Consider the following 15,599-nt stretch of genomic DNA (forward strand, 5'->3'; position numbering starts at 1 on the left):
GATGTGTCACCCGCCGCCACATGCCCACGGGGCGCTTCTGTCAGGTGGGGCGGGCCTCGCTCGCTGAACAGGTCCGTAGCTCAGTGGTGTTGCGCGTACGGACACCAGGCAGCCAGCCCTCCACTCCCGCAGGGGTCCTGACCAGGTACCACCGCGTCGACGTGATGCCGCTCTCGTCCTCGACCATCGTGCCGCTCGTGACGACGCAGGCCGCCGACAGGCGATCGCCGTGCCAGACACGGCCCGCCGCGTTGCCGGGGGCCGCGTACTCGGCGTACGGATCCTTGGCCAGTCGCAGCGCGCACTCCAGCGTCCGCAAGGGGCGGCACGGCCCCTCGGCGTTGAACACCGTCACCGGGACATCGAAGCGCGCAGGCCGGGCCGGAGGGGCATCGGCGGCCGGCCGGACGAGCCACCAGGACCCCAGCGCGACGGTACACACCAGGACGGCGGCGGCCGCGACCGCCCACCCGAGCCGGAGGCGTGGACCGATCACCGTCCTGCGGGGCGGGGCATCGGCGGCCCGTATGTTCTCCCACAGCCCCGGGGGAGTCTTGATCTCCTCATCCGCGGCCCTGAGTCGATCGCGCAGCAGCGCGGCCACGCGGTCGTCGGACTCTGCGTCAGGCCCCATCCCCGGGCTCCCTTCCTGAACCGTCCGGCTCGCTGTCCATCCCGTCCAGCAGTGAGCGCAGTTTCTCCAGCGCACGCGCGCGATGCCGGGCTGCCGTTCCGCGGTGCACCTTCATGATCCGGGCGGCCTGATCGATGGTGTAGCCGTCCAGATCGACGAGTATCACTACTCCGGCCTGTCGGGAAGAGAGTCTTCCCAGCAGCCGGATCGCCTCCATCTCGGCGTCGCGGCGCTCCACTCCGCCGTCCCAGGTCCCGGCGACCACCGGGCCGACCGCACCCACATGGCCCGCTCCGCCCGCGGTGTCGCCGGCGCTCGGGATCTCCACGTCGTCGACGAGGACCTGGCGGCGTTCGCGGCGATGCGTGTCGCGTACGACGCTCATCAGCGCGGTGAAGGCGTAAGCGTACGGCTCCGGGTGTTCGAGTAACCGCTGGGGCCGCCGGGCCAGTTTGAGATAGGCCTCGTGCATGGCGTCCTCGGCCCAGGATCTCGTCCCGGCCAGCATGACCGCTCTTCGGTAGAGCCGGGGCAGGAGCGCGCAGAACGTGTCGTCGAAGCGTGTCGGTGACGGCGAGGGTGAGGGACCGGTTGGCGGCTGGCCCATGTGCTCGGATGTCTCCCGGTGGTGACGTCGGGCGGGCCGTCGTCTGCCCGCGGTGCTGTGCCGGATGATCCATACCCGACGGCGGCCGGGAAACCGGGACACACGGCACCTTTTCCGACTCGGCTCTCAACCCTCACCTCAACTCCCCTTCGCGGTCCGCCTACCGCCCGTCCTCCCGGGGCCGTCGTCCACACCGGCCCACCCGGGCACACCTGTCCGGATACCGACGTTCGTCGGCCTCGAAGGCCGGGTAAACCTGCCGTTCGGCTCATGAACTGGGGGGAACAACACCGTGGCGCGACCCGTCGTAGACCTGCAGCAGCTCGGTCCGGAGTTCCTGCGCGATCCCTATCCCGTGTACGCGCGCCTCCGGTCGGAGGCGTCCGTACACCAAGTACGCGACACCGACGGCCAGGAAGTGTGGCTCGTCGTCGGATATGACGCATGCCGTACAGCCTTCACCGATCCGCGGCTCAGCCGGGAGTGGAGGAAGACCGGTCACATCGGCCAAATAAAGAACACCGATGCGGACCAGCCCGCTCTCGCACACATGCTGATGGCGGATCCACCGGACCACACCCGGTTACGGCGTCTGGTGGCGAAGGAGTTCACTCCGCGCCGCATCGCCTCGCTGGCCCCTCGTATCCAGCAGATCACCGACGAACTGCTGGACGCGATGACGGCGGGACAGGAGCGCCGGGCGGATCTGATCGCCTCCTTCGCCTTCCCGTTGCCCATGACCGTCATCTGCGAACTGCTCGGCGTGCCCGAGCTGGACCGGAACGCCTTCCGCCACTGGTCCAACGAGATGGTCGCGCGCACCAGCCCGGAAGCGGAGGCGCTCGCCTACCAGGAGATGCCCGCGTATCTCGGCGAGCTGATCGCGGACAAGCGGGCGCATCCTGGCGAGGACCTGCTCAGCGCGATGATCCATACCGTCGACCAGGGCGGCGACCGGCTCGCGCCGGACGAACTCATCGGCATGTCCGTCCTGCTGCTCATCGCAGGTCACGAGACCACGGTCAACCTCATCGGCAACGGCATGCGTGCGCTGTTCGAGCATCCTGACCAACTGGCCGAGCTGCGAGCCGACTTCGGCCTGCTCGACGGGGCGATCGAGGAGATGCTCCGCTACGACGGCCCGGTGGAGACCTGCACGGAGCGTCTCGCCCTGGAGGACGTGGAGATGGGCGGGGTGACCATCCCAGCGGGTTCCACCGTTCTGATCACCATGGCGGACGCGGACCGCGACCCGAAGCGCTTCCCGGACGCGGACCGGTTCGACATCCGCCGGGACTCCCGTGGCCACATCGCCTTCGGCCACGGTCTGCACTACTGTCTGGGCGCGCCGCTCGCGCGGCTGGAAGGGCGGATCGCGATCCGCTCACTGCTGGAGCGCTGCCCGGACCTGGCGGCGGACGCGGACGAGGCCGAACTACCCTGGATGCCGGGCCTGCTGATCAGGGGCGTACGGAAGCTTCCTGTGCGATGGTGACCGTTCGGTCGACGACTCCGCGTCAGCAGGCGACGGAGAAGAGGGAGGCAGCCGTATGACCCGCCCGATCACCGTAGGAGTGGACGGCTCCGCCGAAAGCCTGGCCGCCGTGCACTGGGCGGCCAGAGAAGCGGTCCGCCGCGGACTGCCACTGCGGCTGGTGCACGCCTGGGAGACCGCGGACGCGGGCGAACACGCTCCCAAGGCGCTGGACACGCTGCGGGAGGCCGCGCACGAGCTCGCCGAACGGCACCCGCATCTGCCGGTCTCCACCGATCTGCTGGATGCGGACCCGGTCCCGTCGCTGGTCGCCGAGGCGGCTGACGCGGAGACGCTGGTGCTCGGCTCGCGCGGGCACGGCGCGATCGTCGGTTTCCTGCTCGGCTCCGTCGGCCAGCAGGTGGTCGCGGAGTCCATACGCCCTGTCGTGCTCGTACGCGCCGACGACCGCGCCGAGACCGAGGCGGCGGGCCGCGAGATCGTCGTGGGGCAGCACGGAGGCCCGGACGACAGTGGCGCTGCCCTGCGGTTCGCCTTCGAGACCGCGGCGGAACGCGGCGCCACCGTACGTGTCGTCCGTGCCTGGAGTCTGCCGGCGCTCTACTCCTTCAGCCCCGGCTCCATGAAACTCCTCGACGAGGCCGGCGGGCTGGAGCCGTACGAGAAGAAGGCGCTCGCCGAAGCGCTTGAGCCATGGCAGGAGCGGTTTCCCGATGTGCCCGTGACCCAGCACACCGAGATCGGCAGCGCGGGAGAGGTGCTGCTGTCGGGGGCCGGCCGGGCCCAGCTGGTGGTGGTCGGGCGCCGTGCCCACCGCTCGGCCGTGGGGCCACGGATCGGTTCGGTGGCCCACGTGGTCATGCACCACGCGCCCTGCCCGGTGGCCGTGGTCCCGCCCGCCTGAGCCTCCCGTTCTCCGGGGTTCAGGTTCAGGCCCGGCGGTTCAGGACCGGCGGCTCAGGCCGACGGGGTGGTGACGTCCGTCGACGGCAGCGTCTTGCGGATCTTCGGCAGGATGTGCTTGACGTAGTCGTCGACGGCCGTGTCCAGGCCGATGTCGTGCTGCGCCCGCTCCGACAGGTACCAGCGGTGTTCGAGCAACTCGTGGTACAGCTCGGCCGCATCCATCGAGCCGCGCAGCTCTCGCGGTACGGCACGCACGGTGGGCCGGAACACCTCGCGCACCCAGCGGTGGGCGAGCACCTCGGGACGCGCGGCATGGGGGTCCCCCCTGCTCGAGCGAAGCCGAGAGCTTGGGGGAGGATCGCCGGGTGAGTAGTCCTCCTGGGTGGCCATCCAGCTCTCCAGGTCGTTGAGGAGCCGGCGCGCCTGGTTCTCCTCGGCGTCCAGCCCGGTCAGCCGGAGCAGCTGCCGTTGGTGATGGCCCGCGTCGACGACCTTGGGGACGAAGGTGACCGTGTCGCCGTTGGAGGAGTGGCCGATCTGCATCTCGGCGACGTCGAACCCGAGCTCGTTGAGCCGCCGGATCCGCCGGTCGATGTAGTGGTGCTTGCCCGCCGGATACACCGACGTACGCGTCAGCTCCCGCCACAGGCCGTCGTAGCGTCGGCAGATCTCCGTGCCGAACTCGATCGGGTCCACGGACGGGTGCAGCGCCCCGGAGGCCTCCAGGTCCAGCAGCTCGCCGCTGATGTTCACCCGCGCGAGATCGAGGTCGTACGCGCGCTGCCCGTCGCTCAGCCGCGAGTGCAGGTCACCGGTCTCCGCGTCCACCAGATACGCGGCGTACGCCCCGGCATCGCGCCGGAACAGGGTGTTGGACAGCGAGCAGTCGCCCCACGCGAACCCGGCCAGATGGAGCCGGACCAGCAGCACGGCCAGCGCGTCCATGAGCCGGTGCATGGTGGCGGGCCGCATCGTCGTCTCGAACATCGACCGGTAAGGCAGCGAGCCGGTCAGATGGCGGGTGATCAGCACGGGCTCCAGGGGTGTGTCGCCCCGGGTGCGCCCGGTGACCACGGCGAGCGGGTCCACCGCGGGAATGTTCAGCCGGTCGAGGTCTCGCAGCAGCCCGAACTCCCGCACCGCGGGCCGCTCGGCCAGCTCCTTGACGGCCACCACCTCGTCGCCGGCGCGCGCGTACCGCACCACGTGCCGCGAGATACCGCGCGGCAACGGCACCAGGTGGCGCTCCGGCCATTCCTCCAGCGGCAGATCCCAGGGCAGTTCGAGCAGGAGCGCGGGATGCTCCGGGTTGGTGGCGCTGATTTGCAATGCCATCGCTCTCTTGCCCTCGCCTCACGCTCGGCCGCCGCGTCGCGCGGGCGCCTTCCCGCCCGGACGCCCCTTCCGCGCACCGGCGGGAGGGGCATCGGCAGACGGGTGATCGCCGCGCCTCGGTCAGCCCTTGATCTCGGTCCAGGCCTGGACCCACTTCGAGTAGGGTACGCACTTCACATCCGTGCGTCCGTCCAGGCACTGCTCGATGGGTGTGGTCCAGACATCGATGTCGCGCCAGAAGCTCTCGTCGGTCGCGTGATACTCGTCGCAGAACGCCGGATCGCTGGTCACATCGCACGCCTTGACGTTGGCGGGGGCCTCTCCGTAGTACTCGGCGACCGCGGCGTTCACCTTCGGAGAGATGATCCAGTTCATCCATTTGTAGGCGCAGTTGGGGTGCTTGGCCTTGGCGGAGAGCATCCAGGTGTCCGACCAGCCGGTCGCGCCTTCCTCGGGCAGCACCGCCTTCACATCGGCCCCCTCGCTCTGGGCCAGCCGCGAGATGACCTCCCAGGTGGTGCCGATCACGGAGTCGCCGCTCTTGAAGGCGGCGACCTCCTTGAGATAGTCGCTCCAGTACTCGCCGACGTTCGCGTTCTGCCGCTTCAGCAGCGCGACCGCCGCCTCGAACTGCTCCTCGTCGAGCGCGTACGGGTTGTCGATGCCCAGGCCCGGCTGGGTCTCGCGCAGGTACAGGGCGGCGTCCGCGATGTAGATGGGGGAGTCGTACGCGGTGACCCTGCCCTTGTACGGGCCCGAGTCGTCGAAGACCGAGGACCAGGAGGTCGGAGCGGGCGAGACTTCCTTCGTGTTGTACATGAGCAGGTTGGCGCCGCGGCCGTGCGGGATGCCGTAGGACTGGCCGTCCACGGAGTTCCAGTCCTGGTTGAGCAGGCCGATGAAGACGTCCTCGTAGTTGGGGACCAGGTCGGTGTTGACGGGGGCGGCGTCGCCGGAGGCGATGAGGCGCAGGGATGCGTCGCCGGAGGCGGAGACGGCGTCGTACTGGCCCGTCTTCATGAGCTTGACCATCTCGTCGGAGCTGGCCGCGGTCTTCGAGTTGACCTTGCAGCCGGTCCGTTGCTCGAAGGTGCTGACCCAGTCGGCGTTCGGGTCGTTGGAGCCGTCCTCGACGTAGCCGGCCCAGGCGATGAGGTTGACCTGGCCCTCGGTCTTGCCGAGCTCGCTCTGGGCTTCCATGTCCGGTGGGTTGAGCCCGAACGCCGAGGCGGAGCCGGAACTGTCGGACGAGCCACAGGCCGTGACGGACAGTAAGGCGCCGATGGCGACGGCGGTCGTGAATAACCTGCTCAAACGCACGAAATCTCCACAGGGGGGATTGAAGGTGGGGGGAGTGGCGACCCGGGGGTGCATGGACCTCGGAAGAAGGTGAGGTCCATGTGCCCGAAGGGCCTCAAAACGGGCGTCAAGCGCCCGAGAACGTGCCCTTGGAGGGAGACCCGGGGCCACGGATCGCCGCGACGTACCGGATCGGCTCCGGATCCTGCTGGAGGCAGGCGGCACCCCTGCGCCGGGTCCACCCGTGAACGGGTGACGTCTTCCGGGCGGACGGCGTGCGCCACAGCCTATGGAGAGGGGCGATCTCCGGCAACTGCCATATGGATATGGGCAGTTGGGGTCGAATGGGGAGAGCGGAAGATGCGTCGAGACGGTGCCGCCTATTGCGTCTCTGGTGTCATGCACAGGTCCGCTCCACGCTGGAGGCCGTGTTCGAGGCCGTCGCCGAAACGCGGGCGGACACCACCGCGCTGCTGACCCGGATGGCCGCGGAGGGGCGCAGGCCCGCCTCGGCCGATCTGGCGGCACTGCGGCCCGGACGGGGACGCCCGGCCGTTGCTGCTCGAACTGGAGCCCGCCCGGTCCGCCTGCGGCGACTGCCGCACGGGGACTGGTTCGCCCTGCCCCGGGACACCGGACGTCGCACGGTCACCGGCCCGTACGTCGACCATCCCTGTTACAAGGTCTGCCCGCACCGGCCCATCTGGTCAACGCGCGAGGGCTGGTGGCTGCCTCCGCCGATCCCGCCCACCTGGCCGGATCTCTCACCAGGGGCACCGACTTCCGGGCCGTGCTCGACGGAGCACGGCCCGGGCACTCGCACGGAGGGCGTCAGCGCGGCGCGCCCGCCGGCTGCTGCTGCTCGTGCTGCTGCTGCCGCTGGACGCCGAGCATCGAGCGGATCTGGAACTTCTCGTACACCCCGGGCTCCTCCTTGCGGTTGCTCAGCACGGTGCCGAGCCACCCCAGCAGGAATCCGGCCGGCACGGAGACGATGCCCGGATTCTGGAGGGGGAAGAAGGCGAAGTCCACCGACGGGTAGAACGAGGTGGGCCTCGAGGAGACCACGGGCGAGCAGATGACGAGCAGCACGGATGTGGCCAGACCGCCGTACAGGCTCAACAAGGCTCCGCCCGCGTTGAAGCGACGCCAGAACAGGCTGTAGATCATGGTCGGCAGGATCGCGGACGCGGCGATGGCGAAGGCCAGGAACGCCAGGGTGGCGGTGTTCGCGCCCCAGGACACGAGCGCGAGGAGCATGCCGAGGACTCCGATGACGACGGCGGCCAGCCGGGCCGCGGTCATCTCCTCCGTCTGCCCTGCCTTGCCCTTGCGGATCACCTGCCCGTACAGATCATGGGCGAGCGAGGAGGCCGCGGCGAGGGTGAGTCCGGCGGCGACGGCCAGCAGGGTCACGAACGCCAGGCAGGAGATGAGCGCGGTGAGTACGGCGCCGCCGATGGACTGGGCGAGCAGCAGTACCGCGGCGTCCCCCTTGGAGTCGATGCCCTCGATGGCCTTGCGGCCGACGATCGCCGTCGCCCCCAGGCCCAGCACACCGGCCGCCAGACACACGAAGCCGACCAGGCCTGTGGCCCACAGCACCGAGCGGCGCAGCACCCGGGTGACGCGAGGTGCGAGCAGGCGCATCATCGCGTGGGGGAGCGCGGCCAGGCCCAGCACGATGGCGATCTGCAGGCTGAAGAAGTCCAGTTTGCTGGTCGTGCTGCCGCCATAACGCAGCCCCGGCTCCAGGAAGCGCTGACCCATCCCGCTCCCGGAGGTGGCGGCGCCGAGGAGGTCGTCGATGTTCCAGCTGAAACGGTGCAGAACCATGATCGCGGTCACCGTGACACCGGCGACCAGCATGACGGCCTTGACGATCTGAATGAAGGTCGCGCCGGGCATGCCGCCGAGCGCCACGTACAGCACGACCAGGGTGCCGATGACCACGACGCACAGGGTGCGGGTGGTGCTGCTCGGCTCGCCGATGAACTGCGTCAGCAGGGCCACGCTGCCGACGAGTTGGGCTACCAGGTAGAGAACACAGATGATGAGCGTGCAGGCGGCCAGGGCTATCCGGACGGGCCGCTGACTGCTGGGCAGCCGCAGGGCCAGCGTGTCGCCGAGGGTGAACTTGCCCGCGTTGCGCAGGGGTTCGGCGATCAGCAACAGCACCAGCATCCAGGCGACGGCGGTGCCGCAGAGGTAGAGCAGGCCGTCGTACCCGGTGAGCGCGACCAGGCCCGTGCTGCCCAGGAGGGTGGCGGCGGAAAGATAGTCACCGCACATCGCCAACCCGTTGCGCAGGGGCGACATGTCCCGGTTGCCCAGGTAGAACTCACTGATCTCGTCGCCCTGCGGGGCCGTGATGAGTGCGGTGAACATGCTGACCACCACGACCGACACGAACAGGACGAAGGTCAGCTTCAGACTGGCGCCGTCGACGACGCCTTCGGAGAGGGTCACCACGCGCCGAACCGCCTCTGCTGAGGACCGCGGGTTCGCTGAGTACGCGTCTGCTGAGTGCGCGTCTGCTGGGCCTCGTCGTGCTCGATCTCCGCACGGAGCCGGTCGGTCGCCGGGTCGATGTGCCGCTCCATGTGCAACGTGTACCGCCATGCGGTCAGGCCCATGACGACGAACGCACCCACGCCGCAGGCCAGTCCCAGCGTGACGTGTCCGAACAGGGGCTGGTTGAGCAGCCCGGGAGCGAAACTCGACAGCAGCACGAACAGCAGGAAACCGCCGACCGAGATAGCCATCGCCACGATCCCGAAGGAGCGGTGGGAGACACGTATCGCGCGGAAGTCGCGAGAGTCGCCGGCTCTGCTCCCGTCTGGAGGGGAGGGCGGCGTTTGTCCTGAATGGGGGCTGTAGTGCGGGCTGGAGTGTGTTGGCATACCGTGCCTTGTCTGACGCTTTCTGTTCGCGCCCCGGGCGCGAACAGTGCGCACTAAAAATGCAGTACGGGTGGGCATTGTTGACCTGGGTTCAGGTTTTCTGATCGTATAGCTCGAGAATTCGCCCGAAATACCACCGAAATCCTCATCCCGACCAACACTGGTGGCCCCGCTGGTGGGGGTGGTCAGCGCGGCCTGTCGGATTGTGGCATTCCATCGATTAAACAATCAACAGCGCCGAATGGCAGGGCTCGGAGTCGGCTCAAATGCAGTCCACAGCATCCGCCCTCCGCTCCGCGGCCCTGGTGACGCGTCCGCGGCCGGAGGTCGGCAACGTGGTGTGCAAGGTCGGCAACGTGATGTGCAGCACGCGTGCCGCGTGTCCGTCGCGCCGGCGGGGGCGATTCTGGCTGGGCACGGCTTGATCGCCGATCAAGAGGGGCAAAAACCCTGGCCAACGCCCATTCTGCTCATTTGACACGTTGCCGCGCGCACAGATAGGAAGCAGCTCTCTGAGGCCGAGAGGTGGACTGTGTACGAGCCGAACGTGGTGGGGGACTGGCAGGAGTGCGACGACGAGCATGCCGGCCTGCGTGTCCGCGTCCACGGCCTGGAGAAAGCGGAGCCGCCGCGGGGGCGTGACGACGCTGCCGAAGGTCTGACGTACTTCAGGTTCCGGGTGACCGTCGAGAACCGTACGACGGTGCATTTCGGCATCCATCTCGAAGACGGCCAGCTCGACGTCCGGGTCGGCGCCGACGGCGAGGCGGCGTTCCTCGACTGGAGGAACTCGCAGTTCATCGAGGGTTTCGACGTCTACCCGCTGCGCCGGGTCACTGCCGTCCTGTTTGCCGCGGCCAACGACTCGAGCCTGTCCCAGGTGGACATCCAGGTCCAGCTGAAGGTCGACGAGGACTGGACCGAGCGGTATCTCTGGTCGGGTGGCATCGACCTGCATGAGTCGGCCATAGGGGTCGGCGCGCGCTCCGATACTCCGATGGACATCCTCGCTGCCCAGGTGACCAGCTTCCTGCGGAAGGAAGCCGGTCCGGGCTCAACCGCTTGATCGGGTCTGCGGCATCGCTCACCGCTCTTTGCCAGAGGCAAATGCGCGTGGCTCCTCGTGGCGGTCAATTGTGAGGAAATGGATAGAGGAATTGTATCGAGCTTGACAAGGCTCGTGCCGCTCCTGTGAAGACGCCGTTCCTTGACTCCTCTGATGAGCCCGGGTGAACCGCTTTTCAGCCGGCCGAACCGTCGCAGATGGGTCAGGGGCGGTTCTTTTGAGACACCACGCTTTCAGCGCGCATGTCGTCGCCGCCGGCCACGAGGCCGCGCCGAGCGCCGCGGGAGAATCCGAGCGCGACCCGTCAGTGACACCGGCGGGCGTTGAGCCGGGCGGCCTGGCGTGTCAGGTGGTCGCGCTCGGCGAGGTTGGGTGCCTTGTGGGCCGCCTCGGCGTACAGCCGTGCCGCCGTCGCCAGATCGCCGTCGCGCTCGTGGAGGTACGCCGCCACCGCGGCGTGGCGGGGCAGTGAGTCGTCCAGCGCCGCGAGCGCCGCCAGGCCGGCGCGCGGTCCGTCGGCCTCGCCGACGGCCACCGCGCGGTTGAGCCGGACGACCGGGCTGTCGGTCAGGCGCGCGAGCTCGTCGTACCACTCGACGATCTGCACCCAGTCGGTCTCCTCGGCGGTAGGCGCGTCGGCGTGGAGTGCCGCGATGGCTGCCTGGGCCTGGAACTCGCCCAGCCGGTCGCGGGCGAGGGCCGCCTGCAGGATCTCGACGCCCTCGGCGATCAACTCGGTGTCCCACCGGCCGCGGTCCTGTTCGGCGAGCGGCACCAGGCTGCCGTCGGGCGCGGTCCGGGCGGCGCGCCGGGCGTGGTGGAGCAGCATGAGGGCGAGCAGCCCCGCCACTTCGGGGTGGTCGATCGCGGCCGCGAGCTGCCGGGTGAGCCGGATGGCCTCGGCGGCGAGGTCGACGTCGCCGGAATAGCCCTCGTTGAAGACCAGGTAGAGGACGCGCAGCACGGTGGTGACGTCGCCGGGCTGGTCGAACCGCACGGCGGAGACCGTGCGCTTGGCCCGGCTGACGCGCTGCGCCATGGTCGCCTCGGGCACCAGGTACGCCTGGGCGATCTGGCGGGTGGTCAGCCCGCCGACGGCGCGCAGCGTGAGCGCGACCGCGGACGACGGCGTCAGTGACGGGTGGGCGCACAGGAAGTAGAGCTGGAGTGTGTCGTCCACCGTGGGCGCGGGCCCGGGCGCCGGCTCCTCGTCGACGAGGTCCTCACGCCGGCGGCGGGCGGCGTCCGCCCGGGTCGCGTCGAGGAACTTGCGCCAGGCCACGGTGACCAGCCAGCCCTTCGCATCCCGCGGCGGGTCGGCCGGCCAGACGCGGACCGCCTCGACCAGCGCGTCCTGCACGGCGTCCTCGGCCGCCGCGAAGTCGGCTCCGCGGCGGACGAGGATCCCGAGCACGCTCGGCGTGAGGCTCCGGAGCAGGGCCTCGTTCATCGATGAGGGCACTCCGTGATGGTGGGCGTCGCGGCCAGGAACGGGCGCACCTCGAGCCATTCGTGGATCGGCTTTCCGCCCGCCCCAGGGGCGGCCGACAGCTCCCCGGCCAACTCGATGGCTCGCTCGTAGCTGTCGACGTCGATCACCATCCAGCCGGCGATGAGGTCCTTGGTCTCGGCGAACGGGCCGTCGGTGACCGGGGGGCGGCCCTCGCCGTCGTACCGGACGAACGTCCCCTCGGGGGCGAGCGCCTGACCGTCGACGAACTCGCCGGTCTTCTCGAGCCGCGCCGCGAATTCGTTCATGTACCGCAGGTGGGCCGAGATCTCCTCCGGCGTCCACTTGTCCATGGGCACGTCGTTGACCGCAGCCGGGGCTCCGCGGTAGTGCTTGAGCAGCAAGTACTTGGCCATCGCGTTTCTCCTCGGTACTGATGCGACCCATTGTGGTCGCGTTCATGGCGGGGACGGAGCCAGTCACGGGTTCTCGACATCGCCGTCCGAACTTTTTTTGGCTCTCGTAGATGAGCCTGGGCGAGCCGTCTGGCGGTTCGATGCCGTGCAGGGCGGGTCCCGCAGGGGCCGGCCTGTGCTGGTTCGCCGTGCTGGGCTTCGGCGCCCGGCTGCTCAGCGGCTTTCTGGCCCGGCCGTCGGCGTGGCGTGTCCTGGACGGTCTGATCGCAGTGACGATGGTCGCCCTCGGCGCCACGCTGCTCGCCGGGGGCTGAGGTGCCGTGCCGCCGTCCGTGCTCGGCCCTGGCGGTCGCCGTGATGGACGACGGCCACCGCCAGCAGGCCGAGCGTCAGTCCCACAGCCGTCTGCACCCCGAACGGCTCTCCGAACATCAGGGCGCCCCATACGGCCGTCACCGGAGCCATCAGGAACATGAGGGCGTTCACCTTCGTCACACCCGATCGCCTCAGGATCAGCCAGTACAGTCCGTACCCGCCGAAGGTGGAAAGGATCACGAGCCAGGCCACGGCGCTCCAGAAGGAGGCGCTCGCAGGAGGTGCCGCCGCTCCGGTTCCCGCGGCAAGTGCGGTGAAGGCGACGGCACTTGTGCCGACGTGGATGGTCATCGACACCATCGGGGAAACGTCTGCACCGGACGACCGGTGGTCCAGGAACGTCGCCGCCACCAGGCAGAGCATGCCGGCGAAGGGCACGAGATACGCCCACCACTCGGTGCCCGTCCCGGCCCCGGCGTCCGCCGCGGTGACGATGCCGACGCCGGTCACGCCCAGACCCAGCCCGACCCACTGCGTACGTGACACCGGCAGGCCCAACAGGGGTCCGGCCAGCGCCCCGGCCACCAATGGCTGCGTTCCGTCGATCAGGGCCGTCGTGCCACTGGAGACGCCCAACTCGATCGCGTAATAGACCGTGAGGAGATAGCCGCTCTGCGACAGCGCCCCCACGGCGACCTGCCGCACGAGGTCCCGCGGAGTCAGTGCGCGCCAGGACGCGCGCGCCACAATCAGGGTCACGATGCCGAGAACGAGCGCCAGTGGCAGGAAGCGCCACATGAGAAGCGTGACGGCCGATGCGGTCCCGGCTCCGAGCTTGGCTCCGATGAAGCCGGAACTCCAGGCCAGGACGAACGCGATGGAAAGCAGGACGTTCACGGTGTCGAGCACCTCCGGGGCGGGAGGCCGAGGTCGGCCGATCCCGGTCGAGTAAACCGATCTGTCTACCTGAGTTCGCTGCCGAGTATACAGATCGGTCTATGCTGGAGTCATGACGACCGCGAACGCCCCCCGCCGTGTACCCCTGACCCCCGGAGCCCGCCGTGCGCTGGCGGCGGCCGGGCGGCTGTTCTACCAGCGCGGTATCCACGCGGTCGGAGTCGACCTCATCGCGGCCGAGGCCGGCGTCACCAAGAAGACGCTGTACGACCGGTTCGGCTCCAAAGAGCAGATCGTCGTCGAATACCTCGCGGACCGCGACGAGCGCTGGAGAGCCTTCCTCGCACCCCGCCTCGAGGACGCCCCCACCCCGCACGACCGGCTTCTGGCCGTCTTCGACGCCTCACGCGACTGGATGGCGGACCACGGCTCCCGGGGCTGCAGCATGGTCAACGCCCATGCGGAGATCGACGATCCGGCACACCCCGCGTACGCGATCATCACCGGGCAGAAGCAGTGGATGCTCGCCCTGTTCACCGATCTCGTACGCGCCCTCGCCCCCGCCGAGGCCGACTCACTCGGCCGCACCCTGATGCTGCTCCACGAAGGCGCCCTCGTCGCACACGGCCTGGATATCTTCCCGGGCTCGCTCGACCACGCCCGAGAGGAAGCACGGGCGCTGCTGGACAACTCCCGCGGCGGGCCGACCACACGCTGAGCGCACCCCGCCAGGCGGCGGCCGCTCTCCGATCCGCGATAGTGAACCCCGACACGGAAAGATGTACCAAGCAGCCAGGACGAGCGTGGACACGAGCAAGAGCAGCACCGAGGACAGCGCCGGTGACAGCGACAGTGCCGGCGACAGAACCGATGACGCTGCCGCCCAGCGGAACGAGGCCTCGGCGTCGGCTTCAGCGGGTTCGCCCAGGCACGGCTGGCGCCGGTGGGCGATGGACACCCGCCCGCTGCGGCGCCCGGCCTACCGTCGCCTGTGGTCCTCGACCGTCGTCACGGCCGTCGGGAGCCAGCTCACCGCCGTCGCGGTACCCAAACAGATCTACGACATCACCGGTTCCTCGGCCTGGGTGGGCTATGCGAGCCTCGCGGGATTCCTCCCGCTCGTCGTCTTCGCCCTGTGGGGCGGCGCGATCGCCGACAGCGTGGACCGGCGCAAGCTGCTCCTCGTCACCAATACCGGCATCGCCGTCACTTCACTCCTGTTCTGGATCCAGGCCGTCGCCGGGCTTGACTCGGTACTCGTCCTGATGGTGCTGCTCGCCCTCCAGCAGGCGTTCTTCGGCCTCAACTCCCCGGCCCGCAACGCCTCCATCGCCCGGCTCGTGCCCGCGGACGAACTGCCCGCCGCGAACGCGCTCGGCTCGACCGTCATGCAGACGGGACTCGTCGCCGGGCCCCTGCTCGCCGGAGCTCTCATTCCCGTCATCGGACTGGCCGAGCTCTATCTCATCGACGCTCTCGCCCTCTGCCTCACCGTGTGGGCGGTCTACCGCCTCCCCGCGCTGCCTCCCTTGGCCACCGCGGCGGCGGGCCGGGCCGGCATGCGAGAGATCGTGGCGGGCTTCCGCTACATCGCGTTGCACAAGGTGCTGCTGCTGTCCTTCCTCGCCGACATCGTCGCCATGGTCCTCGGAATGCCCCGGGCCCTGTTCCCACAACTCGCCGCACAGACGTACGCGCCTTACGGGGAAGGGCTCGCGCTGGGGCTGCTGTTCGCGGCGATCCCCATCGGCGCGGTGGCCGGCGGGCTGATGTCGGGCACGTTCTCCCGTGTGCGTCGGCACGGCCTCATGGTCATCGCCGCCGTGGTCGCCTGGGGAGTCGCCATCACCTGCTTCGGGCTGAGCGCGAACCTGTGGGTGGCGGTGGCGTTCCTCGCTGCCGCCGGTGTCGCCGACATGGTGTCCATGGTCTTCCGTGGAGCGATCCTGCTGTCTGCCGTCACGGACGAGATGCGCGGGCGGATGCAGGGCGTCTTCACGGTCGTGGTCGCGGGTGGTCCGCGCCTGGCCGATGTGCTGCACGGTACGGCCGGCTCGGCGTTCGGGGCGCGTACGGCTGTTGTGGGTGGCGGACTGCTGGTGATCGTCGCCGCGCTTGCGCTGGCCGCTGCGACGCCGGTCCTGCGGCGTCACGAGGGCACGGGCGGGTGAGCGCGGGGTTTTTCGCCCCCGCCGCCCTTACCCGTCCCATCCCGTTCCTGGGGGCTGCGCCCCCAGACCCCCGTATCGGCCTGAACGGCCTCGTCCTCAAACGCC

Annotated in this window: 14 protein-coding genes and 2 pseudogenes; 7 read left to right on the forward strand and 9 right to left on the reverse strand. The window is 69.5% G+C overall.

What is annotated here, in order from left to right; translation table 11 throughout:
* Positions 1 to 40: 40 nt before the first annotated feature.
* Positions 41 to 634: a hypothetical protein gene (locus FGD71_RS17175; protein WP_119101320.1), complete on the reverse strand. Its 594-nt coding sequence runs from the start codon at positions 632 to 634 to the stop codon at positions 41 to 43.
* Positions 624 to 1,241, reverse strand: coding sequence for an RNA polymerase sigma factor (locus tag FGD71_RS17180; RefSeq protein WP_119101321.1), 618 nt, complete (start codon positions 1,239 to 1,241; stop codon positions 624 to 626). Before FGD71_RS17180 ends, FGD71_RS17175 begins: the two co-directional genes overlap by 11 nt.
* A 292-nt stretch (positions 1,242 to 1,533) precedes the next feature.
* Between FGD71_RS17180 and FGD71_RS17185 the strand changes: the two genes are divergently transcribed.
* Both FGD71_RS17185 and FGD71_RS17190 read left to right on the forward strand, forming a co-directional pair.
* Positions 1,534 to 2,736, forward strand: a complete 1,203-nt coding sequence (locus FGD71_RS17185; protein WP_119101322.1) for a cytochrome P450 family protein — start codon at positions 1,534 to 1,536, stop codon at positions 2,734 to 2,736.
* Positions 2,737 to 2,791: 55 nt separating this feature from the next.
* Positions 2,792 to 3,640, forward strand: a complete 849-nt coding sequence (locus FGD71_RS17190) for a universal stress protein (RefSeq protein WP_119101323.1) — start codon at positions 2,792 to 2,794, stop codon at positions 3,638 to 3,640.
* Positions 3,641 to 3,693: 53 nt separating this feature from the next.
* On the opposite strand, the gene FGD71_RS17195 is transcribed toward FGD71_RS17190, so the two are convergent.
* Positions 3,694 to 4,977, reverse strand: a complete 1,284-nt coding sequence (locus FGD71_RS17195; RefSeq protein ID WP_119101324.1) for a DUF4032 domain-containing protein — start codon at positions 4,975 to 4,977, stop codon at positions 3,694 to 3,696.
* A 120-nt stretch (positions 4,978 to 5,097) separates the two neighbouring features.
* The gene (locus FGD71_RS17200; RefSeq protein ID WP_119101325.1) at positions 5,098 to 6,297 is read right to left on the reverse strand and encodes an ABC transporter substrate-binding protein; all 1,200 of its coding nucleotides are present in this window, start codon (positions 6,295 to 6,297) and stop codon (positions 5,098 to 5,100) included.
* 323 nt (positions 6,298 to 6,620) lie between these two features.
* On the opposite strand from FGD71_RS17200, the pseudogene FGD71_RS50205 reads away from it, so the two are divergent.
* Positions 6,621 to 7,108, forward strand: a pseudogene (locus FGD71_RS50205) (hypothetical protein); the annotation flags it as partial.
* On the opposite strand, the gene FGD71_RS17210 reads toward FGD71_RS50205, so the two are convergent.
* Positions 7,108 to 8,748 carry a solute symporter family protein gene (locus tag FGD71_RS17210; RefSeq protein ID WP_119101326.1) on the reverse strand — a complete coding sequence of 547 codons (1,641 nt, stop codon included), beginning with the start codon at positions 8,746 to 8,748 and terminating at the stop codon, positions 7,108 to 7,110. The pseudogene FGD71_RS50205 and the gene FGD71_RS17210 sit on opposite strands and share 1 nt — an antisense overlap.
* Positions 8,742 to 9,257: a DUF485 domain-containing protein gene (locus FGD71_RS17215; RefSeq protein ID WP_338120057.1), complete on the reverse strand. Its 516-nt coding sequence runs from the start codon at positions 9,255 to 9,257 to the stop codon at positions 8,742 to 8,744. The genes FGD71_RS17210 and FGD71_RS17215 overlap by 7 nt, the downstream gene beginning before the upstream one ends.
* Positions 9,258 to 9,711: 454 nt before the next feature.
* On the opposite strand from FGD71_RS17215, the gene FGD71_RS17220 reads away from it, so the two are divergent.
* Positions 9,712 to 10,245, forward strand: coding sequence for a hypothetical protein (locus tag FGD71_RS17220; protein WP_119101328.1), 534 nt, complete (start codon positions 9,712 to 9,714; stop codon positions 10,243 to 10,245).
* A gap of 304 nt (positions 10,246 to 10,549) precedes the next feature.
* On the opposite strand, the gene FGD71_RS17225 is transcribed toward FGD71_RS17220, so the two are convergent.
* Both FGD71_RS17225 and FGD71_RS17230 read right to left on the reverse strand, forming a co-directional pair.
* Positions 10,550 to 11,695: an RNA polymerase sigma factor gene (locus FGD71_RS17225; protein ID WP_119101329.1), complete on the reverse strand. Its 1,146-nt coding sequence runs from the start codon at positions 11,693 to 11,695 to the stop codon at positions 10,550 to 10,552.
* Positions 11,692 to 12,111, reverse strand: coding sequence for a YciI family protein (locus FGD71_RS17230; protein ID WP_119101330.1), 420 nt, complete (start codon positions 12,109 to 12,111; stop codon positions 11,692 to 11,694). The genes FGD71_RS17225 and FGD71_RS17230 overlap by 4 nt, the downstream gene beginning before the upstream one ends.
* A gap of 140 nt (positions 12,112 to 12,251) precedes the next feature.
* Between FGD71_RS17230 and FGD71_RS48905 the strand changes: the two are divergent.
* A pseudogene (locus FGD71_RS48905) lies at positions 12,252 to 12,356 on the forward strand (hypothetical protein); the annotation flags it as partial.
* Here FGD71_RS48905 and FGD71_RS17240 read toward each other — a convergent pair.
* On the reverse strand, positions 12,325 to 13,323 hold the full coding sequence (locus FGD71_RS17240) for a DMT family transporter (protein ID WP_119101336.1): 999 nt from the start codon (positions 13,321 to 13,323) through the stop codon (positions 12,325 to 12,327). The pseudogene FGD71_RS48905 and the gene FGD71_RS17240 overlap by 32 nt on opposite strands.
* Positions 13,324 to 13,435: 112 nt before the next feature.
* Between FGD71_RS17240 and FGD71_RS17245 the strand changes: the two genes are divergently transcribed.
* Complete coding sequence (locus FGD71_RS17245; protein ID WP_119101331.1) at positions 13,436 to 14,041, forward strand: TetR/AcrR family transcriptional regulator; 606 nt, start codon at positions 13,436 to 13,438, stop codon at positions 14,039 to 14,041.
* 85 nt (positions 14,042 to 14,126) lie between these two features.
* Positions 14,127 to 15,494: an MFS transporter gene (locus FGD71_RS17250; RefSeq protein WP_420878314.1), complete on the forward strand. Its 1,368-nt coding sequence runs from the start codon at positions 14,127 to 14,129 to the stop codon at positions 15,492 to 15,494.
* Positions 15,495 to 15,599 lie beyond the last annotated feature (105 nt).

It is taken from the genome of Streptomyces sporangiiformans (assembly GCF_005768555.2).
Taxonomy (GTDB): Bacteria; Actinomycetota; Actinomycetes; order Streptomycetales; family Streptomycetaceae; genus Streptomyces; species Streptomyces sporangiiformans.